At 55.9% G+C, this 25,179-nt stretch carries 21 protein-coding genes; 13 read left to right on the top strand and 8 right to left on the bottom strand.

Annotation, left to right across the window (positions count from 1 at the left end; all coding sequences use genetic code 11):
* Nucleotides 1-199: 199 nt before the first annotated feature.
* The 6 genes from SIB88_RS19380 to SIB88_RS19355 all read left to right on the top strand — a co-directional run bounded on the left by SIB88_RS19380 (nucleotide 200) and on the right by SIB88_RS19355 (nucleotide 7,429).
* On the top strand, nucleotides 200-730 hold the full coding sequence (locus SIB88_RS19380; RefSeq protein WP_068518387.1) for a sigma-70 family RNA polymerase sigma factor: 531 nt from the start codon (nucleotides 200-202) through the stop codon (nucleotides 728-730).
* A gap of 156 nt (nucleotides 731-886) precedes the next feature.
* Nucleotides 887-1,948 (top strand): FecR family protein, encoded by a 1,062-nt coding sequence (locus tag SIB88_RS19375; RefSeq protein WP_412558848.1) that lies wholly within the window; start codon nucleotides 887-889, stop codon nucleotides 1,946-1,948.
* 145 nt (nucleotides 1,949-2,093) lie between these two features.
* Entirely contained in the window at nucleotides 2,094-4,391 is a 2,298-nt protein-coding gene (locus SIB88_RS19370) for a TonB-dependent receptor (RefSeq protein WP_412558847.1), read from the top strand.
* A gap of 73 nt (nucleotides 4,392-4,464) precedes the next feature.
* Nucleotides 4,465-5,595 (top strand): ABC transporter substrate-binding protein, encoded by a 1,131-nt coding sequence (locus tag SIB88_RS19365; protein WP_412558846.1) that lies wholly within the window; start codon nucleotides 4,465-4,467, stop codon nucleotides 5,593-5,595.
* Nucleotides 5,592-6,641 carry a FecCD family ABC transporter permease gene (locus SIB88_RS19360; RefSeq protein ID WP_412558845.1) on the top strand — a complete coding sequence of 350 codons (1,050 nt, stop codon included), beginning with the start codon at nucleotides 5,592-5,594 and terminating at the stop codon, nucleotides 6,639-6,641. The genes SIB88_RS19365 and SIB88_RS19360 overlap by 4 nt, the downstream gene beginning before the upstream one ends.
* A complete protein-coding gene (locus tag SIB88_RS19355; RefSeq protein WP_412558844.1) occupies nucleotides 6,638-7,429 on the top strand; it encodes an ABC transporter ATP-binding protein in 792 nt (263 codons plus the stop codon). The genes SIB88_RS19360 and SIB88_RS19355 overlap by 4 nt, the downstream gene beginning before the upstream one ends.
* A gap of 22 nt (nucleotides 7,430-7,451) precedes the next feature.
* On the opposite strand, the gene SIB88_RS19350 is transcribed toward SIB88_RS19355, so the two are convergent.
* The 7 genes from SIB88_RS19350 to SIB88_RS19320 form a co-directional block, all read right to left on the bottom strand.
* A complete protein-coding gene (locus SIB88_RS19350) occupies nucleotides 7,452-9,197 on the bottom strand; it encodes an ABC transporter ATP-binding protein (RefSeq protein WP_412558843.1) in 1,746 nt (581 codons plus the stop codon).
* Between the two features lie 175 nt (nucleotides 9,198-9,372).
* Nucleotides 9,373-9,705: a hypothetical protein gene (locus tag SIB88_RS19345; RefSeq protein ID WP_412558842.1), complete on the bottom strand. Its 333-nt coding sequence runs from the start codon at nucleotides 9,703-9,705 to the stop codon at nucleotides 9,373-9,375.
* A gap of 56 nt (nucleotides 9,706-9,761) precedes the next feature.
* Nucleotides 9,762-11,381 (bottom strand): benzoylformate decarboxylase, encoded by a 1,620-nt coding sequence (gene mdlC, locus SIB88_RS19340; RefSeq protein WP_412558841.1) that lies wholly within the window; start codon nucleotides 11,379-11,381, stop codon nucleotides 9,762-9,764.
* A gap of 141 nt (nucleotides 11,382-11,522) precedes the next feature.
* On the bottom strand, nucleotides 11,523-12,974 hold the full coding sequence (locus tag SIB88_RS19335) for an aldehyde dehydrogenase (RefSeq protein WP_412558840.1): 1,452 nt from the start codon (nucleotides 12,972-12,974) through the stop codon (nucleotides 11,523-11,525).
* A 92-nt stretch (nucleotides 12,975-13,066) separates the two neighbouring features.
* Nucleotides 13,067-13,909, bottom strand: coding sequence for an intradiol ring-cleavage dioxygenase (locus SIB88_RS19330; RefSeq protein ID WP_412558839.1), 843 nt, complete (start codon nucleotides 13,907-13,909; stop codon nucleotides 13,067-13,069).
* Complete coding sequence (locus tag SIB88_RS19325) at nucleotides 13,906-14,991, bottom strand: maleylacetate reductase (RefSeq protein WP_412558838.1); 1,086 nt, start codon at nucleotides 14,989-14,991, stop codon at nucleotides 13,906-13,908. Before SIB88_RS19325 ends, SIB88_RS19330 begins: the two co-directional genes overlap by 4 nt.
* Nucleotides 14,992-14,994: 3 nt before the next feature.
* The gene (locus SIB88_RS19320) at nucleotides 14,995-16,206 is read right to left on the bottom strand and encodes an FAD-dependent monooxygenase (RefSeq protein ID WP_412558837.1); all 1,212 of its coding nucleotides are present in this window, start codon (nucleotides 16,204-16,206) and stop codon (nucleotides 14,995-14,997) included.
* A 158-nt stretch (nucleotides 16,207-16,364) separates the two neighbouring features.
* On the opposite strand from SIB88_RS19320, the gene SIB88_RS19315 reads away from it, so the two are divergent.
* The gene (locus SIB88_RS19315; protein WP_412558836.1) at nucleotides 16,365-17,249 is read left to right on the top strand and encodes a helix-turn-helix domain-containing protein; all 885 of its coding nucleotides are present in this window, start codon (nucleotides 16,365-16,367) and stop codon (nucleotides 17,247-17,249) included.
* Between the two features lie 186 nt (nucleotides 17,250-17,435).
* Here SIB88_RS19315 and SIB88_RS19310 read toward each other — a convergent pair whose 3' ends face one another.
* A complete protein-coding gene (locus SIB88_RS19310; RefSeq protein ID WP_412558835.1) occupies nucleotides 17,436-18,467 on the bottom strand; it encodes a LacI family DNA-binding transcriptional regulator in 1,032 nt (343 codons plus the stop codon).
* A 185-nt stretch (nucleotides 18,468-18,652) separates the two neighbouring features.
* On the opposite strand from SIB88_RS19310, the gene SIB88_RS19305 reads away from it, so the two are divergent.
* The 6 genes from SIB88_RS19305 (at nucleotide 18,653) to SIB88_RS19280 (ending at nucleotide 25,088) form a co-directional block, all read left to right on the top strand.
* Nucleotides 18,653-19,675, top strand: coding sequence for an ABC transporter permease (locus SIB88_RS19305; RefSeq protein WP_068518401.1), 1,023 nt, complete (start codon nucleotides 18,653-18,655; stop codon nucleotides 19,673-19,675).
* A 58-nt stretch (nucleotides 19,676-19,733) separates the two neighbouring features.
* Complete coding sequence (locus SIB88_RS19300; RefSeq protein ID WP_206928175.1) at nucleotides 19,734-20,744, top strand: substrate-binding domain-containing protein; 1,011 nt, start codon at nucleotides 19,734-19,736, stop codon at nucleotides 20,742-20,744.
* 92 nt (nucleotides 20,745-20,836) lie between these two features.
* Complete coding sequence (locus SIB88_RS19295) at nucleotides 20,837-22,384, top strand: sugar ABC transporter ATP-binding protein (protein ID WP_170310216.1); 1,548 nt, start codon at nucleotides 20,837-20,839, stop codon at nucleotides 22,382-22,384.
* Complete coding sequence (locus SIB88_RS19290; protein WP_082817772.1) at nucleotides 22,381-23,427, top strand: ABC transporter permease; 1,047 nt, start codon at nucleotides 22,381-22,383, stop codon at nucleotides 23,425-23,427. Before SIB88_RS19295 ends, SIB88_RS19290 begins: the two co-directional genes overlap by 4 nt.
* Before the next feature lie 11 nt (nucleotides 23,428-23,438).
* The gene (locus SIB88_RS19285; protein ID WP_068518404.1) at nucleotides 23,439-24,440 is read left to right on the top strand and encodes a dihydroxyacetone kinase subunit DhaK; all 1,002 of its coding nucleotides are present in this window, start codon (nucleotides 23,439-23,441) and stop codon (nucleotides 24,438-24,440) included.
* Between the two features lie 12 nt (nucleotides 24,441-24,452).
* The gene (locus tag SIB88_RS19280; RefSeq protein WP_412558834.1) at nucleotides 24,453-25,088 is read left to right on the top strand and encodes a DAK2 domain-containing protein; all 636 of its coding nucleotides are present in this window, start codon (nucleotides 24,453-24,455) and stop codon (nucleotides 25,086-25,088) included.
* Nucleotides 25,089-25,179 lie beyond the last annotated feature (91 nt).

Raw genomic sequence — 25,179 nt, 5'->3', positions numbered from 1 at the left:
GGTTTCTGTGGCTTGGATGGTGGCTTTGTGCACCCGGTTGGCGGGTGATACAGGGCCCGTTCAGCAGACAGAAAATCTGAAAATCCGGATCGATTAATCAGCATTGCCAGATATTGGCGATTTGACAGCCCTGCATATTCCGCGTAAATGCAAACAATTCGCAATCGCTTTTGATCGCGATGTTTGACTGGTTTGTGGAATGGTTGCGACCCTGTGCGATAACGAACTTCTGACCGTGTTCATTGCCCGTCGGCATGAACTGGTGAAGTATGCGCGCGCAATCGTTGGTGATCAGGCCTTGGCCGAAGACATTGTGCAGGATGCCTATTTTCGGCTCGAACGCGCCCAGCAGGTCAAACTCGATGCCAAGCTGGACGAACCGGTTGGTTATATTTTCCGTATTGTTCGCAATCTTGCCATTGATGGCCGTCGCCGGATCGGTCGGGAAAATGCCCTGATCCACGGGGATGGCACAGCATCAGCGGAAATGGTCGCCGAAGACACCCCCGATCCCGAAGAAAAGGCAATTGCACGCGGTGAATTGCGTCTTCTGGAAAAGGCATTGGCCGAGTTGCCGGAAAAATCGCGCATTGCACTTGAGATGCATCGGTTTGGCGGATGCAAGTATGCGGAAATCGCCCAACGCCTTGATGTTTCTATCGGAACTGCGCATTCGCTTGTTGTTGATGCGATCGAACACTGCAAACTGTTTCTGGCAAAAGGGAGATAGACGAGGAAAATCTGTCGGAAAATTTGAAAATCCGAAGGGTGCCATTCGTTTATTGGACAGGAGAGAAATAAAAATGTGCCAGGACATGAAAGATACCCGCAAACAGCACCAAAAAGGTGCCTTGTGTCCTGTTGACACATGGAGAGACACAACGCCATGACGGAATTGACCCATCCCGGTTCTGCAAGTGAATGGATCGCCCGCCTGTCCGAGGACCCGGGCAACGCGACCTTGCGCCGCGAACATGATGAATGGCTAAAAGCCAGTGCGCAAAACCGTGCCGACTGGGATGAGACCCTGCGCGTCTGGCAGATGCTTGAAATGACAGTACCGGTCCATAGCGCGGAATGGGAACTGCATCAGCAGGACAAAACCCCGCAACAGGACAGGATTTCACCCGCGCGCCAGTTGCGCCCGGCAGATCACGCCGGTGCCGTCAGCAGGGATAGGGTGGCCCGGATCAGCCCGGCATCACCGGAGTGCACACGGCGGTCATTTGCGCGGTCGCGCACTTTCATCGGCATGTCGGTTGCGGTATTGGCGGCCTGTTTGCTGGTGGTGCTGATGCCCGGCTGGCTGACACAGTTTGAAGCGGATTATGCGACCGCAACCCACGAAACCGGGATTTATACCCTGCCGGATGGATCAAGACTGCATCTTGGGCCGGAAAGTGCGGTGGCATTTGATTTTTCAACGGATCGTCAGGTGACCTTGCTTGACGGGGAGGCGTTCTTTGAGGTTGTCCCGATGACGGAACGCCCGTTCACGGTGCAAGCGCAAGGTATTAGGACCACGGTTCTGGGAACCGCGTTCAATGTGCGCAGCAGCGATTATGGTGTTGATGTTGCCGTCGAACATGGGCGTGTGCGCGTTGATGGCGACGCGCTGGGGGACGGGGCTGAATTGCTGGCCGGGGATGTTGCCCATATTGGTCCCGACGGAGATGTGACGCGGCAATCTCTGTCGCCGGCACTGGTCGGGGCATGGCGAAACGGTCAGTTGATCGCCAAGGATCGCGCCTTTGCCGAAATGGTTGAAACGGTTGACCGCTATTATGATGGATGGGTGGTGATTTCGGATGCCGATTTGGCGCAAAAGCTGCTGACCGGGATTTATGATCTGCAAAATCCGAAGGCCGCCCTGCAGGTCATGGCCGATGCCCAAGGGGCAGAAATTCGCGAAATTTCGCCGTGGCTGATGGTGATTTCCCGCCGATAAAACAGGGGCTTGCGCGTTTTTTTCGTAAAAAGACGAAAATAAATTTGAAAATCGAGAACGCCCGCATCGTTGCTTGGTTAGATGGTGAATTTAAGTCGCATTTGCATTTCACCGGAATGTAAAACATACCAAGCGGAGAATATTGATGATGGGGGTTCAGTTGTCGGTCGTTAAGGGGAACTGGCGAAATCGCCTTGCGGTGACGACCGCGCTGTCAATGCTGGCACTTCAGGGGATGGCCACAGAGGCAAAAGCATCCGGCCTGCCAGCGACGGAGAAAAATCAGGAAATTTCAAACCAGGAAATTGCACAGGCCGACGCCGTTCGCAGCTTTGACATCGAACGTCAATTGCTTGCCGATGCGCTGGCACTGTTCGGCCAGCAGGCCGGTGTCCAGGTTTCTGCAAATGGTGATCTGGTACGCGGTGTGCAAACGCCGGGTGTTTCGGGGGATCTGCGCACCGAAGATGCGTTGCAGCGTCTTCTCGCCGGAACCGGGCTTTCCTATCGGATCGGATCGAATGGGGCGATCACCATCGTCAGTACCGCACAAGGTGATTCGGATGGTGCGACATCGCTCAGCCCGATCCTGGTTGAGGCAAATACCCATACCGATGACCACATTGGCGCGGCAGACCGCGCACAGTCGATCTATGTCACGCCCGAGGATTTTGAACGTCGCAATCCCCAAGACGTCAAGGACGTGTTTGCCGGGCAGTCCGCCGTGTCGGTTGGTGGATCGGTGCCATTGAACCAGAAACTTTATGTCAACGCGATCGAGGAAACCAATCTTGCCATCAGCATTGATGGTGCGCGTCAGAACAACAAGGTTTTCCACCACAGCGGTACCAACCTGATCGACCCAAGCCTGCTTAAGGCCGCACGTGTTGATCCCGGCGTTGCCCCGGCAGATGCCGGACCGGCGGCACTTGGTGGTGCGATTGTCTATGAGACCGTCGATGTTGCCGATGTGCTGGAACCGGGTCGTTCGCTTGGCGGGTTTGCAAAGGCCAGCTACGACACCAATGGTGAAACCTTTACCAACGATCTGGCGTCCTATGGCCGTGCCGGTGGTTTTGAGCTTCTTGGCTATTTCAAATGGGCCAAGGGCGATGATTACGAGGCAGGTAACGGCGATCAGGTTCCCGGTACCGAAGCCGATATGCGATCCGGGCTGATCAAGTCGGCCTATGAAGCACAAAGCGGTCACCGGTTTGAATTTTCCGGCGAACAGGTACGCGACCGTGCACGTCGTCCGTACCGTGCGAACATGACGGATCTGACCAACCGCAATCAGCCAGACGAGCTTGGCTATGATATGCGCCGGCGCAACTTTACCTTCAATTACGGACAAAACGGTGCAGATGGTCTTTGGGATCCCAAGGCGGTTCTTGCCTATAGCGAGACCTATCTGTACGCGCCGCTGACCGAACAGGGTCGTGGAACCACCGGCAGTTTTTCCGGCAAGTTTGAAAATGATTTCAACCTGTCGGAACGCGATACGATTACGACCGGTGTCGATTTCTATCACGACACGGCCGAATATGACGGCCCGACGTCAGACCGCGAGGAAGAGGCGACCAATTTCGGTGGATATGCCCAGGCACGTCTTCAGCCGCTTGATCCGCTGCGTCTGTCCTTTGGTTTGCGCAGCGACAGCCAGAAATTTGTCGGTCTTGACGGCACCGAAATTGAAAATGAAGGGCTGAGCGGCAATGTCGCCGCCGCGGTTGATGTCACCGAGTTCCTGACCATCAATGCCGGTTATTCCAATGTCTGGGGCGGTATTGCACTGGCGGAAAACTATGTGATGAACCCGGCCTGGGATTACAGCAAGGGCGTCAAACCGGTCCGTGCGGAAAACTACACCACCGGCTTTGAAGTTCAGCATGAAGGGTTTTCGTTCAATGCCGGTATTTTCCGCAGCACATTTGACAATGCGCGTGATCCGGGCTGGAGCACCGGACCGTCGGTCGTCGTTGATTTCGAAACCCGGGGCTATAACCTTGGTGCCGGATATAACTGGGGTCCGGGCTTTGCGCGGGTAACCTATACCGACAGTGAAATCACCCTGAATGGCAGCCCGGCGGATTCAGATGGCACACAGTATCTTGGTGCGCCGCTGGGTCGGGTCATTGCCCTTGAAGCAGCCCATATGATCGAAGGCATTAACCTGACCATCGGGGGCACGATTGATGCGGCGTTGAAAAACACCGATACCGCCGATGCCGGTGGCACAGCCCAGGAAGCCTATGAAGTTGTCGGGCTTTATGCCGAATACAAGCCCGAAGCGGCCGATTACCTGACACTCCGGATCGAAGCCAACAACATTTTTGATGAAGAATATGCCGATCGCGGAAGCTATGGGCAGGACTTCACCAATGTGGTCCCGCTTTATGAGCCGGGTCGTTCGTTCCTGCTGATGGCAAAAGCACAGTTCTGATCTTGCCAAAAGATAACCGGTCTTGCCGGGGCAGCGTTTGCTGCCCCGGATTTTGCTATTTCAAGGGTGGATCATGACAGTTGTTCTGAAATCCTTATCTGTTCTGTTCTTCTTGATCGTGGCGATGACGACTGCGCGCGCCGAAACGATCGAGGTCACCGATCTTGCCGGGCGCAAGGTCAGTATCGAATTGCCGGTCACGCGCCTGGTAATTAGCGAGGGACGCTATATTCCGTTGCTGGCATTGTTGCGCCCCGATGATCCGGTTGCCGGGATTGTCGGTATGATGACACCGCTGAGCTGGACCCATCCCGGACTTGAAACCCAGCTTTATGAACGCTTTCCGCGGGCTGCTGATATTCCGCTGTTCGGGGGGCGCAACGAAGACAGCATTTCGGTGGAAAAGATCATTGATCTTGCCCCGGAACTTGCGATTTTCGGCCTGAATGATCATGGGCCCGGTGCAAAGAATGCCGAACTGATTGATCAGCTGACCGCAGCGGGAACGAAGATCGTTTTCATCGATTTCCGGGCCGACCCGCTGCATAACACATTGCCGTCGGTCAAATTGCTGGGACAACTTTTGGGCGCGGAAAAGCGGGCCGCGGAATATAGTGCATTTTATCAGCAACGCTTTGACCTGATCAAACAGCGTGTCGCGACGGCCAAAACCCGGCCGACCGTATTCTTGCAAGCCCATCCGGGGCGGTATGAATGCTGCTGGGGGATGGCTGACGGGATGCTTGGTCCGTTTGTCGGGATTGCAGGCGGGCTTAATATTGCCGATGCGGTTGCCCCCGGACCCACAGCACAACATACAGCCGAGTTTCTTCTGGTTGAAAACCCCGATGTGTGGATCGGGACGGCGTCGGGCATCTATGAGGAATTCATTGCCGGTGCAGAACCGGTCGCACTTGGCCCGGGCATGACGCGCGAAACGGCGTCTGAAAGTTTGACGCGCTATTTGTCCGCACCGGAATTTGCCGCCCTTGATGCGGTTCGAAACGGCCGGGCGCACAGCATATGGCACAATTTCTATAATTCTCCGTTCAATATCGTCGCACTCGAAGCCTTTGCCAAATGGATCCATCCCGATCTTTTTACCGATATCGATCCGGTCGATACCTTGACCGAAATCTATGAGAAGTGGCTGCCATTCGAATTGAACGGCGTTTACAGCGCAACGGTTGATCATCAGAAATGAGTGTCGGGGAAACGTCGCTTTATCAGCGTTTCGGAACCATCCAGAAACGGCGGGTTCTGACGGTGGCGGGGCTTGCAATCGGGCTTGTTGCCATGCTTGCGCTGGATCTGTGGGCGGGCCCGGCGGGGCTTGGTTTTGGCGATATTGTGACCGGGCTTTTCTGGCCCGATCAGCTTGATCTGAGGCCGCGCATCATTTTGTGGGATGTGCGCCTGCCCGATGCGTTGATTGCGCTTGCGGTCGGGGCGGCCCTTGGACTGGCGGGGATTGAAACCCAGACCATTCTCGATAACCCGCTGGCCAGTCCGTTCACGCTTGGCGTGTCATCTGCCGCGGTATTGGGCGCAAGTCTTGCGATTGTTGTGGTTCCGGTCGTGCCATTGGTGGGCGAGACAGCGGTTCTTCCGGTGATGGCGATGGTCTTTGCGCTTGGATCGGGGGCCTTGATCCTGATGATTGTGCGATGGTCGAACGGGGCACGCGAAACGGTGGTCCTGTTCGGGATTGCGCTGGTGTTTCTGTGCAATGCGCTGACCGCGGGTTTGCAATATCTGGCCAGTGCAGAAGCGATTGCACAGATCGTTTTCTGGACCATCGGCAACCTTACGCGGGCGGGCTGGATTGAGGTCGGGCTTGTCAGTGCGTGTTTTGTGTGTGTCCTGCCATTTTCATTGCGCCATGTCTGGGTGATGACATTGTTGCGCGGTGGTGAGGCGCACGCACGCAGCATGGGGATCAATGTCGGTCGATTGCGCATGTGGGTGATATTGCGGGTGTCGGTACTTGCGGCATTCGCGGTTTGTTTTGTCGGCGCAATCGGTTTTATCGGCTTGGTCGGGCCCCATATTGCGCGACTGTTGCTGGGCGAGGATCATCGGATGCTGGTGCCTGGTTCGGCATTGTGCGGGGCCTTGATCCTGTCATGTGCGTCATTCCTGTCAAAGGCGCTGATCCCCGGTGTGATCATTCCGGTCGGTATTCTGACAGCAGTTGTCGGGGTTCCGGTGTTTCTTGGTCTTTTATCCGGGCGGAGGCATCGGGCATGACGGTATTTGGTGCAACCGGTATCACGGCAAAATATGGTCAGGTCACGGTTCTTGATCTGGTTGATCTTCCGACCCTGAACGATAACGAGGTTCTTGGTCTTTTGGGGCCGAACGCGTCGGGGAAATCGACCCTGATGCGTTGTCTTTCCGGGGAAAAAAGCACGACCGGGCACATCACGATTGATGGGCGGACCCGTGCCGACATGGGCCATGACGGATGGCATCACAGGTTGGCCAGCATGCCGCAATCGCCGCCAAACCCGTCGGCGCTTTTGCCGACCGAATTGATGTGGAGCACGGCACGCGCGCTTGATCTTGATGTTTCGGACCGCGAACTGGCCGATCAGATCGAAGGCATTTTTGCCCGGCTCGGGCTTTCGGAATTTGCGTTGTCGCCCTTGCATACCTTGTCCGGCGGCAAGCGGCAGCTGGTTGGATTGGCGCTTGCGCTGATGCGTGATCCGGATGTCTTGTTACTTGATGAACCGACATCGGCACTTGATCTGCACTGGCGGATGGTGGTGCTTGATCTGGTGCGTGAACGGCTTTCGGATCGGGGTGGTGTGGTTGTTGCGGCGTTGCATGATCTTGATCTTGCGGCGCGCTATTGCGACCAGATCGTGCTGTTGCACGGGGGAAAGATCATTGCATCTGGCGATCCGAAACATGTCCTGACGCCTGCGAACCTGGCACGGGTTTACCGTGTGGAAACACGTGTGACCCTTGATTGCGACGGACGACCGCTGGTGCAGGTCATCAGGCCGCTTCGGGATGGTGAAGCGGCCTGATCGGATTGGTTTTTTCAGGGGCTTATGCCCGTTTAAGGGTGCTGTCGCCGCCGGTCGTCAGGGACTGTGCATCATGCAGGCGGCGATAGGCCCCGTCTTTGGCCAGAAGGGCATCGTGGCTACCCTGTTCGGCGATGCCGTCTTGGGTGATGACAACGATGCGATTGGCATTGCGGATGGTAGCAAGGCGGTGGGCAATGACCAGGGTCGTGCGCCCCTGTGCCAGTTCATCAAGCGATTGCTGGATGGCGCGTTCGGTTTCGGTATCAAGGGCCGAAGTTGCTTCGTCCAGGATCAGGATCGGCGGGTTTTTAAGGAAAATCCGGGCAATCGCAACGCGCTGTTTCTGACCGCCGGAAAGCTTGACCCCGCGTTCACCAATCACGGTATCAATCCCGTCGGGCAGGGTCGCAATCAGATCATCCAGTCGCGCCCGGCGTGCTGCATCGACGATTTCATCATCGCTGGCTGTCAGGCGGCCATAGGCGATATTTTCGCGCAGGGTTCCGGCAAACAGGAAGACGTCCTGTTGCACGATGCCGATCTGTTGACGCAGGGATTTCATGGTGATGTCACGGATATCGCAGCCATCAATCATGATGCGGCCACCAGTGACATCGTAAAAGCGCGGCACCAGCGAACACAGGGTGGTTTTCCCCGCCCCGGACGGGCCGACAAAGGCCACGGTTTCGCCGGCTTCGATCGCGATATTGATATTGTTGAGGATGGTGCGATCGGGGCTATAGCCGAAATCGACATTTTCAAACACCAGATTGCCCCGCAAAACAATGTCATCACGTGCGGTCGGCCGGTCGATAATGTCGGGCTCGGTCGCCATCAATTCCTGATAATTGCGGAAACCGGCAATGCCCTTGGGATAGGTTTCAACAACGGCCGCGATCTTTTCAAGCGGCTGATAAAACACATTGACCAGCAGCAGGAACCCGACAAAACCGCCGATGCTCAGCCCGCCGGTCACGACGTAATAGGTCCCGGCCAGCAGGATCACCACCTGGACAATGCGCATGCCCAGATAATTGATGGCAAGACTAATCGCCATGATGGCATAGGCCTGAAGTTTGACGGTGCGATATTGTTCGTTGTCCTTGTGGAACAGGGCGCGTTCATGTTCTTCGTTGGCAAAGGCACGCACAACGCGAACACCGCCAACATTTTCCTCGATCCGGGCGTTGAAGGCGCGCACCCGGCCAAACTGGCTTTGCCAGTTGCGGGTCATATCGCCGCCAAACCGCACCACCAGCCACATGATCAACGGGGCAATGGTCATGGCAATCAGTGCAAGTGGTACATGCACCATGAACATCAGGATCAGCGCACCGATAAAGGTCATTACCGCGACAAACAGGTCCTCGGGACCGTGATGGGCGACTTCGCCGATTTCTTCGAGATCCTTGGTCACGCGGGCGACCAGATGGCCGGTTTTCTGGTTGTCATAGAACCGGAAAGACAGCTTTTGCAGATGATCAAAGGCACGCCGGCGCATTTCCGTTTCAATGGTAATGCCCAGCACATGCCCCCAATAGGTGACAACTGCCATCAGACCGGTATTGATGACATAGACAATCAGCAAGCCGATTGCGGCAAGAACAATCAGAAACCAGTCCTGTTTGGGCAGCAACACATCGACGAAACCGGCAACCGCGACCGGAAATCCAAGCGCAAGGACGCCCGACAGAACCGCGCAGCCGAAATCAAGCATGAACAGGCGTTTATGGGGCAGGTAATAGGAAAAGAATTCATTGATCATCAAGGGGATTCCAAGGAAAAAGTGGCCCCTTCTTCATATAGGAATGCTTCGCATTTTCATAGTTAAACTGTGCGAAACCTTGATGATCGTGCAATGGCCGGGATTCCTGAAATTACCGCCTGCCATCACCGGGACAGCAGGCGGTTATCAGATGTGTGGTGCGGCGGGTTTGGTGCTATTTCAACGCAACATAAGTTTGCCGGTCAAGGGTCGCGATGCGCACAGCACACGGGCAACCGGCCCGATCCCCGATCATGTCTTGAAGATCCCCGCCAAGGGTTTCAAGCAGATCCCGGGTGCGCTCGGGATGGGGCATGATATGCAATTCGATATTGATGGCGGGCTGATCGGCAAGACCGTAAACCGGGATCAGCGCCAATTGACAGGCGTTCGGGGCAACATTCAGCCGCTGGCACAGGATATCGCGAAGTTTGGGCAATGATCCGTGCAATTCGGCCTGATTTTCGCTCCAGACGCTGTGATCGACATAAAGTTTGGCATTGGGCATGGGATTACCGGCGGTTTGAACATGGGGAATGGTTTGCGCGGTTTTGCGACGCGGGGCTAATACAAAATCTGGATTTCCGGATCGATGACGACTTCAAGAAGCCGCGGACCGCTTTGCGCCATGAAGGACGCAAACCGGGCATCAAACTCATCAGATGACGTTACGCGTTCGGCCGGGCAGCCCATGCCGCGTGCAAGTTCGACAAAATCAAGTCCCCGAAGTTCGATCCCCGGCACGTCGCGCACCTGCAAAACCTTGCTAAAGGATCGCATCGCGCCATAGCCCCCGTTATTAAGGATAATTACCGCAAGATCCTGATCATGCTGAACCGCAGTCCAAAGGGCCTGGGGCGAATACATGAATGACCCGTCGCCGATCAGGCAGACGACCTTTTGATCGGGTTGGGCAAGCCCGAAGCCGACCGCACCGGGCAGGCCATAACCAAGCCCGCCGCTGGCCATGGTAAAGAAGCGGTTCCAGTTCGCAATACGGACATGATCCTGCAAAGCGGGGCGCACGGATGGGGTTTCTTCAAACAGAACCGTATCGTCGATCATTTCCTGCCCAAGGCGATGCAGGAAATAATCAGGCGAAATATGCGTGCCGCGATCCGGAATAACCGGTTTCGGGCGGGCAAAAGGTTCGCTGCGTGCCGGGCGGACATCAATCAGATCAGCCAGCATCGGTAACCCGAATGCAAGACTTCCGACGATGCTGGTACCAAGCGGGGCCGAAGATGCGGCATCGGGATCGGTGGTCAGATGAATGATCGTGGTGTCACTGTCGAGCAGATCGGACGGGCCGGGCACGTGATAGGTAAAGACCGGTGCCCCGACAGCAATCACCAGATCATATTTGGTCAGGGTGCTTGAAACCTTGGCCGGGGCGGCGGGCAGGAACCCGGCAAACAGATCGTGATGTTCGGGGAATGTAACCCGTGCAGCAAAGGGGGCGGCATAGACCGGGGCCTGAAGACGTTCGACCAGACGAACCAGCGCATCACCCGCACCTTCTTCGTCAACTTCAGCGCCAACCACAAAGGCAATCGATTTTGCAGATGAAATGGCATTGGCCGCATCGGAAATCATGCGCGGATCAGGGGCGGTCACCGACGATATCTGGCGCGGGACAAGCGGTTTGCACCGCACGTTCCAGTCATCGGCAGGAACTGAAACAAAGGTCGGACCATAGGGGCGCTGCATCGCAATCCGGTAGGCATGGGCAATGGCGGCAGGCACGTCTTCGGCCCGGGCGGGTTCGATGCTGTATTTTACATAGGGTTTTGGAAAATCGGCGGCATTGCTGGCACCAAGAAATGGCTGATTGGGAAGCAGTTCACGCGATTGCTGACCGGCAATGATCACCATCGGCGCCCGGTTGCGATAGGCCGTATAGACATTGCCAAGTGCATGCCCGAGACCGGCGGCCGAATGGACATTGACAAAGGCCGCCTTGCCGGTGGCGCGCGCATAGCCGTCAGCCATACCAACAACCGATGCTTCATGCAGGCCCAGCACATAGCGAATATCCTCCGGCCAGCGATCGAGCATGGCCAGCTCGGTTGATCCCGGATTGCCAAAAAACGTATCGACCCCGACAGAACGGAAGAAATCGAAGGTTGCTTCGCGAACGGTTGTCCAGTCACCGGATTTTCGGGCGTTAAGTGAAGATGGCATGCGTTGGCATCCTTGGCTGCGATGAGGTGGCGAAAAGGGGTCGGTTGCCCATACGGATCGGCAACCGGCAAACTGGATCGATCGGGTCAGATCAAGACGTGCCTGACCCGATCAGAAGCATGGCGATAAGGCCCGGGGAGGTCAGAACGGATAATGCTGATGGGGATCTTCGATGGTGATCCAGCGCAGTTCGGTGAACTGTTCCATACCCTGCAAACTGCCGAACTTGCCGTAGCCCGATGCCTTCACCCCGCCAAATGGCATCTGGGCTTCGTCCGCAACCGTCGGGCCATTGATATGGCAGATACCCGATTCAATGGCGTCGGCGACACGCATCGCCCGGGTGATATCCGATCCGAACACCGATGCCGACAGGCCATAGGCATTGTCATTTGCCAGCTCGATGGCGTGATCGGCATCGCGGGCACGCAGCACCGCGACAACCGGACCGAAACTTTCATCCCGGTAGATGTCCATATCCGGTGTGACCTTGTCGACAATGGTTGCGGGCATGATGGTGCTGTCATCAGGAACGCCGCCCGATGCAATGACAGCCCCCTTGCCCATCGCATCATCAACCAGTTGACGCACCCGATCGATGATGTCGCGATCAACGACTGATCCCAGAATGACATCCTGCTTGGTGGCATCCCCGCAGGTCAGGGATTTGGCCTTTTGGGCGAAGCGGCGGACAAATTCATCCGCAATACTGTCATCGACAATGATGCGTTCGGTCGACATGCAGATTTGCCCCTGATTAAGGAAGGCCCCGAATGCGGCGGCATTAACCGCGGCATCAAGATCGGCATCTTCAAGAACAATCAGCGGTGCCTTGCCACCCAGTTCAAGCAACACGGGTTTAAGATGCTTGCCGGCCTGTTCGGCAATGATGCGTCCAACCCGGGTCGATCCGGTGAAATTGATCCGTTTAACATCGGGATGGGCAATCAGGGCCGAGACAACCTCGGGCGCGTCATCGGCGGAATGGGTAATGACATTAAGCACCCCCTTGGGCAGCCCGCCGCGCTGGAAAACTTCGGCAATCAGGCGGTGGGTATGCGGGCAGCGTTCGGATGCCTTGAGCACCACGGTATTGCCACAGGCAATCGCCATGACAACTGCACGCACCGCCAGAATAATCGGCGCGTTCCAGGGTGCCATGCCCACCAGTACACCAACCGGACGGCGCACTGACATGGCAAGTGATCCCGGCTTGTCGGTCGGAATGACTTCACCCTTGAGCTGGGTGGTCATGGCGGCAGCTTCGCGGATCATGCCCGATGCAACTTTGACATTGAAGCCAAGCCAGACCTTGGTTGCACCGGTTTCCTGTGCGGCGATCTGCATGAAGTCGGCAACAGCAGCCTGAAATTCTTCGGCAACCTTAAGCAGGATGGCGCGCCGTTCCGACGGGCCGGTTTTCGACCAGGTTTTGAACGCATCGGCCGCGGCCTTGACTGCAAGGTCGACATCGCCACTTTTGGCTGCCGGTGCGGTTGTCACCACCTCGCCGGTGACGGGGTTCTTGCGATCAAACATTTCATTGCTGATCGATTGGGTCGGGGTGCCCCCGATAAGCATGTCGATATTCATTGCGATTTCCTTCCCTGTGCTGCGCAAATTCGGTGTTGCAGCGTTTTATGATGGTTGTTGTGCCGGGTGTTTCATGCGGTGCGCCATCCCGGTCAGGTTTCTGGCACCAGAATGAAGTCAAACTTCGATACCCATTTTGTGGTGCCATCCGGGTTGGGTTCGAACGGGGCAACAAGGGTTTCCTTGACGCCAAATACCGTGTCGGATGACAGATACGGATCGTCCCCGACAAAGGTGTGGGTCACCAGTTTCTGATATCCCGGTGCGGTAACCAGAAAATGGGTATGGGCCGGGCGAAACGGATGACGCCCAAGGGCAGCCAGCATCTTGCCAACCGGGCCGTCATCGGGGATCGGGTAGCTGACTGGTTTGATACCGACGAAACTGTATGCGCCGTCCGAACCGGTGACGAAGATGCCGCGATTGTTCCATTTGGGCTGACTGTCTGGTTGCTGGACGTCGTAAAAGCCATCGGCATTGTCCGACCAGACATCAATTTTAGCCCCTTTGACCGGATTGCCATCCAGATCAAGAACCCGGCCGGTAAACAGGCAAGGTTCGCCTTTGCCATCAAGCGAGATGCTGTCGCCCATCTGGCGGACCGGCGCGTCCTTGACGTGGAAGGGACCGAAAACAGTGTTTTCGGTGGCACCGTCCGGGCGCCGGTTATTGATCGCATCGACCAGCATCGAGACACCCAGAACGTCGCTTAGTAGAATGTATTCCTGGCGTTCATTGCTACAGATCTGACCGGTTTTGGTCAGAAACGCGATGGCGCTGTTCCATTCGTCTTCGGTCAGTTCGACTTCCTTGACGAAGGCGTGCAAATGTTTGACCAGTGCGGTCATGATGGTTTTCAGACGCGGGTCAATGTCATCACCCATCCGGGCATTGACGGTCTGGGCTGAATTTTCTTCGGTGAAAAAGCCGGTCATGATGTGACTCCCGTTTCTGGACGAACCCCGTCATAGGCATTTTGCAGCAGGGCCCGAATGGCCCGGCGTTCGATTGCGACAGGATTCCAGTAGGGATTTTGCACAGCCAGATCAGCAACCCGGTCCAGATCAGGCTCGGCAACGCCAAGGGACTTCAAATCCGTCGGTGCGCCAAGTTTTCCGGCAAAATCAAAAAGCCCGCCGCCAGCGGTATCGCTGCCAAGAATGGCAGCAAGCGGGGCGAGTTTTTCAGGTGCAGCGGCTTCGTTATAGGCGGTGGCATGCGGAAGTATGATCGCATGGGTCGCCGCGTGCGGTAAGTTCAGGGTACCGCCAAGAGTGTGACAAAGTTTGTGATGCAAGGCCATGCCAACCTGTGCCAGCACCGCCCCGCATGTCCAGGCGCCGAACAGGGTGTCTTCACGGGCATCCAGATCATCAGGCGATGACACCACCACCGGCAGACCGGTGACAAAGGCCCGCAAACCCGAAAGCGCAAGTTCACTTGAAAGGCGGTTGGCATCGCGGGCGTAAAGGGCTTCGACCGCATGCGCCATGGCGTTCAGACCGCTTGTGACCGACATCGGAATCGGCAGGCTGCGCACAAGTTCCGCGTCATAAAGGATGGCTTCGGGCTGGACGCGTTCGGATTTCAGCGTCGATTTGACCCCGTTTTCGGTCTGCCCCAGAACCGGGGTTGCTTCGGACCCGGCATAGGTGGTGGGCAACACGATTTGCGGCAGATCGGTGTGATAGGCAATCGCCTTGCCCAGTCCGATCGTCGATCCGCCACCAATGGCAATCACGCAATCTGCATTGGATTTCTTGACCGTTTCCAGCGCATCCCGGGTGATATCAACCGGCGTGTGCATGGTGGCGCGGGTATAAAGACCGGCTGCACGACCGGCAAGCGTGTCAATAAGGGCTTCGCCCTGATCAACCTGTTCCGGGGTGGTCAGAACCAGTGGCCGTTTTGCCTTGATCGCATCAAGTTCGGGGCCAAGGTCGGAACGCCCGCCCTTTTGGAAACGGACCTGGACGGCGGTGCCTTGGCGGTCAAAGCCCACATTGAAAATCGACATGGATCACACCGCCTTTTTCTGGAAACCGGCGACATTGCGATACCCGGCTGCGACCTGTTCGAGTTCTTCGGGCGTGATCAGGTCTTCGATCCGATCATCGGGGCCGGTGACACGTGATGCCGCGATATCAAGAACCCGTTCGGGGCCGCCCTGACGGTTGCTGAGAACGACATTGGCCGTGGCGGGACGACGGTTGTTTTCATAGGCCAAAAGTCCGTCGGGACTGTTTTGTTGCCCCAGGCATTCGGCCAGCATATGGGCATCAAGAATGGCTTGGCTGGCCCCGTTGGCGCCGATCGGATACATCGGATGGGCCGCATCCCCCAAAAGGGTCACCCGCCCATCGGTCCAGAAATCCAGCGGGTCGCGATCAACCATCGGGAATTCGGTGACGATGTCGGTTGCTTCCATGATGGCGGCGCAATTCATGTCCCCCATCTGGAATTCGCGAAACGGCGTGATGTAATCAATCGTTGCCCCGCGGGTCCAGTCTGCATCGTCAATGTGGCGCGGGCTGCTGTGGCGCAGTTCTGCCACCCAGTTTGTCAGTGCCTTGCCCTGTTTGCGGAGTTTTTCACTGATCGGGTAGGTGACGAATTTTACATCGTGATCCCCGGCAATCACCATGGTTTTGCCATCGCCGATCATGTCCATTTCAACAGCACCGCGGAACATCATGGTGCCTTCATATTTCAGCGGGCCTTCGTCGGGATGCATTTGCTGGCGGATTTGGGAACGCAGTCCTTCTGCGCCGATCAGGAAGTCGGCGGCAAATTCCGATCCGTCCTGAAACAGGACGGTCACCCCGTCGTCATTCTGACGATAACCGGTCACCGGGATGCCGGTCTGAACCGATCCGGGGCCGACGCGGTTATGGACTTCGGACAGCAACAGAAACTGCAAGGCACCGCGATGGATTGAATATTGCGGGGCGGGAAAGCCTGCTTCGACGCAACGCGGGTCGGACTGGATCACATGCCCGAATTTGGTGCGATATTCGATGCAGCGGGTGCGAATGCCGGTGAAGTCAAGTTTGTCACCCAAGCCAAGATCATGCAGCAATTTCGACGAATGGGGCATGACATTGATGCCGACCCCCAGCGGTTTGATTTCCTTTACCGCTTCGAAAACTTTCACATCGAAGCCCTTGCGATGTAGATAAAGTGCCGCCGTCAGGCCGCCAATGCCAGCGCCCGCAATTGCAATGGTTGTCATGGATGTTCTCCCGATTTAGCTTGGTATGCCTTGTTTTTCTGACGAAAGAGTGCAAAGTCTTCCGTGCGCCATGTTGTGGTGATTGTTCCGCGACACGGGGTTTCGAACAAGCCACGCAACGGATTTAAAATTTCAATATTTCAACATTTGGATGGCCGATGACCCAGACGCATCTTGATCGGGAACGTTATGTTTTGGGGGATCCGTCCGATCATGTCGGCTTTTTGAATTGCGAACGTATTGTCGAGCGCAGCCATATTCACGGCTGGTCGGTCGAGCCGCATTATCACGAAGGTCTGGCCCAGATGTTTGTGTTTGGCGACGGACGGGTGAAGGGGCAAATCGATTACCTGTCACGCGACATCGTCGGGCCGGCCATTGTGTGGTTGCCCGCACTTTGCAGTCATGCCTTTGACTATCAGGTTGGCATGAATGGCTGGGTGATCACGGTTCCGACCATTGATGTGATGCGGATTGGCAAACATAACGGCTGGTGCCAGAACTGGATCGGGCGGCCGCAACTGGTTGTCGGGGCGTTGCATCGTGATCTTTTGAGCGAGACACTCGGACTGGTTCAGCAGGTTGAAAAGGAACATAAAAAACTGGGCGAGGAGCGCAATGTCGCACTCGAATCCCTGTTCATGTTGTTGCTGATTTCGCTTAATCGCGGATTGTCGGCCAACCCCGATTTCAATGATCAGTCATCGGGTCGCCAACAGCAACTGGTAAACCGTTTTCAGACCCTGCTTGAACAGCACGAAACCGACAAGTTTTCGGTGGCCGATTATGCCGACATGTTGTCGGTCACCACTACCCATCTGAGCCGCACGGTCAAGACGGTTACCGGTAAAACAGCCGGGGAAATGATCAGTGACCGCCTGTTGCTGGCTGCCAAGCGCAAGCTGGTTTTTTCCGATCTGCCAATTTCCGAGATCGCCTATATGCTTGAATTTTCAAGCCCGTCCTATTTCACCCGGTTCTTTTCCGCCCAGGCCGGGGAAACACCGCGCCAGTTCAGAACCCGGATGCGTGAAAGTTCCTGATCCATCTTTTGGGGTGGTGGGCTAACTGGGGGCAAACGGGCTTGGATGGCGGGTGTTGGCGGGTGCATGCAGGGCAGAGGGTTCTGCGCCAGAGACGCCGGCGCCAGAAGGTCCAGTACGGCCGATCATCCGGTCACGCAGGATGCTGTATCCGTGCCGATGGCCCAAACAGGTTTGGGGGTGCTGCTATCCGTTTTTGGGGCGCGTGCTGGCGCGTTTGATCAGTTGCGCACCAACCAGCACCTTGACCGCAGGGGGCATGGTGTCGGCATTGATCAGCTCATCAAGTACTGTGATCGCCATGCTGCCGATTTTGCGTTTGGACACATCAATGGTGGTCAATGGCGGGTCGAGTGTGATGCTCATGGGAAGGTTGTCAAAACCGATCACCGATACATCTTCGGGTACCTTGTAGCCTTTTTCCTTCAGCGCCTTGGTAAAGCCATAGGCCATGATGTCATTGGCACAAAAATAGGCCTCGGCGATGTCCTTGCCCAGGGCATCAACGCTGTCCTCATAGGCCGATGACAGGGTCGATCCGATCGACAGCACATGTTCAGGGGCCACCGGCAGGCCAAGGGTCGCCATGTTGTTGATAAAGGCGTCCTTGCGCAGGGCAAAGTTCCGGGTCTGTGTTTCACTGCCGACATAGCCAATTTTAGTAAAACCAAGACTTTTTAGGTGCTCAAGGACTGTATAAACAGCGTCGCCATTGTTCATATCGACAAAATTGGCTTCGACCAGATCATAGAAAGTATCAATAAAAACAATCGGTAAGTGCAGATCCTGGATTTTCTGAATGTCTTCGCGGCTTAATTCCGTGCCCAGGACGATGACGGCGGTCGCATCCGAGGTCGCGAGAATGTCGGTAATGTCGTCTGCAGTAACATTCTCGTAGCTCAGGACCTGTAATTTGTAGCCCCGACTCGTCGCTTCTTGCGACATGCCATCAATGTAATCGGAAATGAAGTGGCTGTGGTCGCGGTTAACCGTATGACCGTGCTTGGCAATCTTGAGAAACTTGATGGTTTTCTGGGTTGTTGCGCGTTTTTTCGGTGTGCGCGGTGTGTAGTTCAGGGATGACACGACCTCAAGAACCCGCGAACGGGTGGTTCCGGAAATTTCGCCTTTTCCATTCAGCACGAGCGACACGGTAGACGGCGAAACGCCTGCACGTTCGGCAATCTCTTTGATCGTGGTTTTATTGTTTTTTTTCATATGGTTGTCCCCGGGGTCCCGTCCCTGATTTTTTCTTGTTTAGTTTGTTTAATAAACATTCTGCACGGCGCAATGCAACCTTGCACTGAGTATTTTAGTGAAAGTGCCTGCTTGCCAACATAAAAATGAGTTGGTAGTTTTAGTCAACAAAACAAAAAATTTACTAAACGCATAAGGGAGGATTTATGCGTACCAAAGACGGGCATTTCACTGTCCTGGTGGCACTTATTGTGGTGCTCATGACAGCTGGCGCCATTGTATCTGGTGGGAACTATCTCTCATTGTTTAACCTGCAGTCGATGGCCGGTCAGGTGCCGGAAATCGGGTTGCTGGCGATCGGTGTCATGCTGGCAATGTCGGTGGGCAATGGCGGTATCGAACTTTCGGGTATTGCGCTTGCAAATCTGTCCGGCGTTGCTGCGGCAACGCTTGTTGCCGGTCACTTTTCGGCATCAAGCGACCCGGGCATGTTTTCGCTGTTCTTCATTCTGGTTGCGCTGGCGGTCGGGCTGCTGGGCGGATTGCTGAATGGATTGCTGATCGCCTATCTGAAAATCACGGCGATCCTTTGCACCCTTGGTACGCAGATGTTCTTTATCGGACTGGCGGTGGTTCTGTCCGACGGGCGGTCGGTGCGTGTTGGTGCGCCGGGCCCCCTTTATGAAATCGGCAACGGGTTCCTGTTTGAAATCCCGATCAGCTTTCTTCTGTTCATCGCGGTTGCCTGTCTGATCGGTTTTGTTCTGCGCTATACGCCGTTTGGTCTGTGGCTGATGCTTAACGGATCGAACCCCAAGGCGTCCGAATATGCAGGTTTCCCGCAGAACAAGGTGATTATCGCGACCTATACCGTCAGCGGCGTTCTGTCATCGCTGGCCGGTATCATCATCGCGGCACGAACCATCAATGTGAAATGGGACTACGGCACATCCTATCTTCTGGTGGCCATCCTGATTGCCGTCATGGCCGGGGTGCGTCCGGAAGGCGGATATGGACGTGTTGTCTGTGTGGTCCTGTCTGCCATCGCCCTTCAGATGATGTCGAGCATGCTCAACTTCATGGGGCTTTCCAATTTTGTCCGCGATTTTGCCTGGGGTGCCTTGCTTCTTGGTTTCCTGGCCATCGGACGGTTCCGTCTGACGGACTTTTTCAGTCCGCAATTTCGCGCGGTCACGGCATCTGTGCAACGCCCTCAAGCACGGAAATAAAAACAAGGAACGAGGGCACTGTCTGCCTAATAGAATTTTCCAATTCGGGAGGAAAACAATGAAAATTTCGACACTTTTGAAAAGCTCTGCCTTTGCGGTTGCTGCCCTGTCCATGGTCGGTGCTGCCGCACCGGCATCGGCACAGGATGGCAAGGCCATCACCACGGTTGTTAAAATCAGCGGTATTCCGTGGTTTGACCGTATGGAAACCGGCGTGAACAAATTCGCCGAACAGAACCCGGAAATGGACATTCGCCAAGTCGGTCCGGCAACTGCGGATTCCGCACAGCAGCTTCAGATCGTTCAGGATCTGGTGGCAACCGGTGTGGATGCGCTGGCGGTTGTGCCGATGGATCCGGATATTCTTGAAGGTATCCTGGGCCGTGCGATGGATCGTGGCACGATCATCGTCACCCACGAAGCCGACAACCAGGCCAACACCCACGCCGATATCGAGGCCTTTGACAATGCCGATTACGGTGCGGCACTGAACGAACGTCTGGCCCAGTGCATGGGTGGCGAAGGCAAATGGACCACCTTTGTCGGTTCGCTGGGCAGCCGTACCCACATGCAGTGGGTTGGTGCCGGTGAAGAAAATGCCAAGAAATATCCGGGCATGGAACTGGTCGATCCGAACAATGAATCGTTCGATGATGCCAACGGCACCTATGAAAAGGCCAAGGAAATCCTGCGCAAACATCCCGATATCAAAGGGTTCCAGACCTCGGCTGGTAACGATGTTCTGGGTGTAGGCCGTGCGATCGAAGAGGCAGGTCTGGCTGGCAAGGTTTGCCTGGTCGGTACCGGTCTTCCGAACCCGTCGGCAGCGTATCTGGATTCCGGTGCCATCACCGCGATCGGTTTCTGGGATCCGCAGAAAGCCGGCATGGCGATGAATGCGGTCGCGAAATTCATGCTCGAAGGCAAGGAAATTACCGACGGTATGGATCTTGGTGTTGAAGGCTATGAAAGCGTCACCGTCAAACCGGGTGCAGGCAAGGGTCTTCTGATTGTTGGTAACGGCATGGTGCTGGCCGACAAGGACACCTACAAGGACTACCTTTTCTAAGATCACCTGATGCCAGTGGTCCGGCGCAACGCACAATGCGCCGGACCGCATGGCTATGCCTGACAGAAACGTCAGCAGAAAGGGAATAACTGGTGACCAAGCAAGATCCGCAAAATCGCTGCTTCCTTGAGCTGCGAAACATCCACAAACGGTTTGGCGGTGTGCATGCCCTCAGAGGGGTGGACATGTCGCTTCAGGCTGGTGAGGTCTATCACCTGCTTGGTGAAAACGGATGTGGCAAAAGTACCGTAATCAAGATCATGGCTGGTGCGCATCCGCCCAGCGAAGGACAGATCATTCTTGATGGCGAGGTTCATGATGAACTGACGCCGATCCAGTCACTCGATTTCGGGATCGAGACGGTTTATCAGGACCTGTCGCTGATCCCCAATCTGACCGTGATGGAAAATGTTGCGCTTGGCGAGCAGCTTGTCGAAGGCCATGGTCGCCTTTTGCGCACGCTTGACCGCGCACGTTTGAAAGAAACCGCAACCAAGGCCCTGTCGCAGGTCGGGCTGAATGTTACGGCGGAATTGTTGTCGACCATTGTGTCTGACCTTCCGCTTGCCATTCGTCAGCTTGTGGCGATTGCGCGCGCCATTGCGTGCGAAGCGCGTCTTGTGATCATGGATGAACCGACCACGTCGCTGACCCGGCGCGAGGTCGAAAACCTGATTGATGTGGTGTCAAAACTGCGGTCGCGAAATGTGGCCGTGCTGTTCGTTACCCACAAACTCGAAGAATGTTACCGGATCGGTGGCCATGCCATAGTCTTCCGTGACGGCCAATGCGTTGCCCAGGGGCCGATCAACAATTACAGCCGCACGGATCTTGCCGAACTGATGACCGGACGCAAGATCAGTGAAAAACGTTATCGCACCGGGGCGCCATCGGCCGAAACCCTGATGGTGCTGGATCGTCTTGAAGTGCCCGGGCGTTTTCGCGATGTCAGCTTCAAACTGCATAAGGGCGAGGTTCTTGGCATTACCGGGCTTTCGGATTCCGGCAGGAACGAACTGGCACTGGCGATTGCCGGGATCAAACCGGCGGCTGGCGGTTCGATTTCGGTCAATGGCAAGCCGGTGCGCATCCATAGCGCGTCGGAATCAATTGATGCGGGGATCGGCTATGTCCCCGAAGACCGCCTGTCGGAAGGCCTGTTTCTTGACAAGTCGATCTATCAGAATGAAATCGCGCTGATCCTGCGCAAACTTGCCAGCAAGTTCGGCATTCTCGACATGAAAAAGGGCAAGGAAATTGCCCGCGACATTTCCGAAAAGATGCGCCTGAATACCGCGGATATCGAATTGCCGGTATCGGCGCTTTCGGGCGGTAACCAGCAGCGCGTTCTGATTGGCCGCTGGCTGAGCATCGATCCGGAAATTCTGGTGCTGCACGGGCCGACGGTCGGTGTCGATGTCGGATCAAAGGATGCGATTTACCAGACCATCCAGAAAATGGCCGAACAGGGCATCGGACTTGTCATCGTCAGTGATGACCTTCCCGAACTTTTGCAGAATTGCGACCGCATTCTTGTGATGAGTGCCGGTGAAATCGTCGCCGATCTGAACGGCGCGGGCGCAAATGAAGACGAGATCTACCAGGCGATGCTTGGTTCAGTACAGGAAGGTGCAGCATGAGTGCGGCTGGAACCTCGCATAATCAGGCCGCGGCAAATGCCGGGCCGGGCGGCGGATTGAGCGGTCTGATCGCCAAACGACCGGAATTTGTCACCCTTGTTTTGCTGATGGCGATCTGTATCGCCGTGACGATTGCCAATCCGGCATTTTTGCAGCCCTCCACCCTGATTGATATCGGGCGGGCAAGTGTCGTGACCGGGCTGTTTGCGCTGGGCGTGTTTGTCATTCTTGCGGCGGGCGGGATTGATGTTTCCTTTACCGCCATTGCTGCATTGACGATGTATTCGATCACGCTGCTGGTTCAGAAATATGCGCCGGATCTGTCGATTGTTGTGGTGTTTGCCATCGCGATTGCCGGCGGTGTGTTTCTGGGCGTTGTGAACGGTTTTCTGGTTTATACGCTGCGCGTGCCATCGCTGATTGTGACCATCGGGACGCAATATTTCTTCCGGGGCGGGTTGCTGGCCTTTATCGGGACAACCTGGATCATGGAACTGCCCGGCGAGATGGCGACATTCGGTCGTTTGTCGCTTCTGGAGTTTGAAACCGCAAATGGCGCGATTGTCAGTCTTCCGGTTTATTTCCTGATCCTGCCGGTGGTTGCGGTTCTGACCTGGTGGATCATGCGGCGTACCCTGATGGGGCGGGCGATCTTTTCGCTGGGCGGCAATCCGGAAGTCACCGCACGCCTGGGTTACAACGTCAAAATCGTTCACCTGTTTGTTTTTGGATATGCCGGTGCATTGGCCGGTCTGGCGGGGATTGTCCATATCACCGCGAACCGGCTTGCCAACCCGTTTGATCTTGTCGGAACCGAGATTTCCGTGATCGCAGCCGTGGTACTTGGCGGGGCGCGGATCACCGGGGGAACCGGGTCGGTTATCGGCACCATGCTGGGTGTTTTGCTGGTGGTTGTTGTCGACAACGTTCTGGTGATGGTCGGCATTCCGAGTACCTGGCAGCGTGTGTTTGTCGGCGCGTTCATCCTGCTTGCCGCGGCCTTCTTTGTCACCCGACAGCGCAAATTCAAACCTGCGAAATAAAAGAGAAAATCATGAAAAAGTTTCTGAATGATCCCAAGAATTTCGTCGATGAGATGCTTGAGGGTATCTATCTCGCCAACAGCGACGTCACCTATGTCAATGATGACAAGCGCTGCTATGTGAAAGCATCCCCGAAACCGGGCAAGGTCGGCATTGCGACCGGTGGCGGTTCGGGTCACCTTCCGCTGTTTCTGGGCTATGTTGGTGAAGGCATGCTTGATGGTGCGGCCGTAGGCGGTGTGTTCCAGTCGCCCAGTGCCGAGCAGATGCTCGAAGTCACCAAATATATCGATCAGGGTGCGGGCGTTCTTTATATCTATGGCAACTATACCGGCGACATCATCAATTTCGATATGGCGACCGAACTGGCCGACATGGAAGACATCAAGGTTCTTTCGGTGGTCGGCAATGACGATGTTGCATCATCCGTGGTTGGCGAAGAACACAAGCGCCGTGGCGTTGCCGGGATTTTCTTCCTGTATAAGGCCGCCGGTGCCGCATCCGAAGAAGGCATGTCACTTGAAGAAGTCGCCCGCGTTGCCGAAAAGGCAAAGGATCGCACGCGCACCATCGGTGTCGCGCTAAGCAGCTGCGTGATCCCGGAAATCGGCAAGCCGTCCTTTGAAATCGGTGCCGATGAAATGGAAATCGGCATGGGTATCCACGGCGAAAACGGCATCAGCCGCAAAAAGCTAACCGCTGCCGACCCGCTGGTTGACGAGATGATGGACAAGATCTTTGCCGAACAGGATTACAAGGCCGGTGACGGCGTTGCCATCCTGGTCAACGGCCTTGGCGGCACCCCGCTTGAAGAACTTTATATCCTGTTCCGTCGCGTCCATCAGCTGATGAGCGAACGCAAGGTCAACGTCAAGCATGTCTGGATCGGCGAGTTCGCGACATCGATGGAAATGGCCGGGGCATCTGTTTCGGTGCTGCATCTTGATGACGAACTTGATCGTCTGATGGCGGCCAAGGCCGACACCCCGTTCTTCAAACATTTTGCCAAGTAAGCCGAGGCCAAGATGGACAAGATTACCAGCGGTGACATCACCGCATTGTTCGAAGCACTGCACGCGACGTTCCGTGACAAACGCGATGAACTGATCGCCCTTGATGCCAAGGTCGGTGACAGCGATCTGGGCATTACGATGAATGCCGCCTTCGAAGCAGCGGCGGCAACGGTCGCCGCCCAGACCGATACACCGATGGGCAAACAGTTCATGCTGGCCGGTGCAGCAATGGCAAAGGCCGCCCCGTCAACCATGGGGACGCTGACCGCGACCGGTTTCATGCGCGGTGGCAAGGCGCTTGGCGATGCCGATGCAATCGGTGCGGCCGAGATGGCCGCATTCTGGCGGGCCTATGCCGATGGTATTGCCGAACGCGGCAAGGCCAAGCTGGGGGACAAGACGGTTCTCGACGTTCTGGTACCGATTGCCGAAAGCCTCGAAGCATCGGTTGCAGCGGGATTGTCACTGGCAGAATCAACAAGCAAGGCATCCGGCGATGCCAAGGCCGCGCTTGAGGCCACAAAGAACCTTGTTGCGCAACATGGCAAGGCAGCCGCCTTTGCCGAAAAAAGCAAAGGTCTTCAGGATGCCGGCAGCACGGTCGCGGCCCTTTTGATCGAAACGGTTGCAGAATTTTGTAACCGCTGATGCGGCGGCATGCGGTTCAGATTGGCCTCTCCCTCTGATCTGGTCGCATGCCGTGCCATCAAAAGTTTTCGTCTTTGATAAATGCAGGAAC

Source organism: Thalassospira sp. MIT121401, assembly GCF_047125595.1.
GTDB lineage: Bacteria > Pseudomonadota > Alphaproteobacteria > Rhodospirillales > Thalassospiraceae > Thalassospira > Thalassospira povalilytica.
This window is presented reverse-complemented; position numbering and strand designations above follow the sequence as displayed.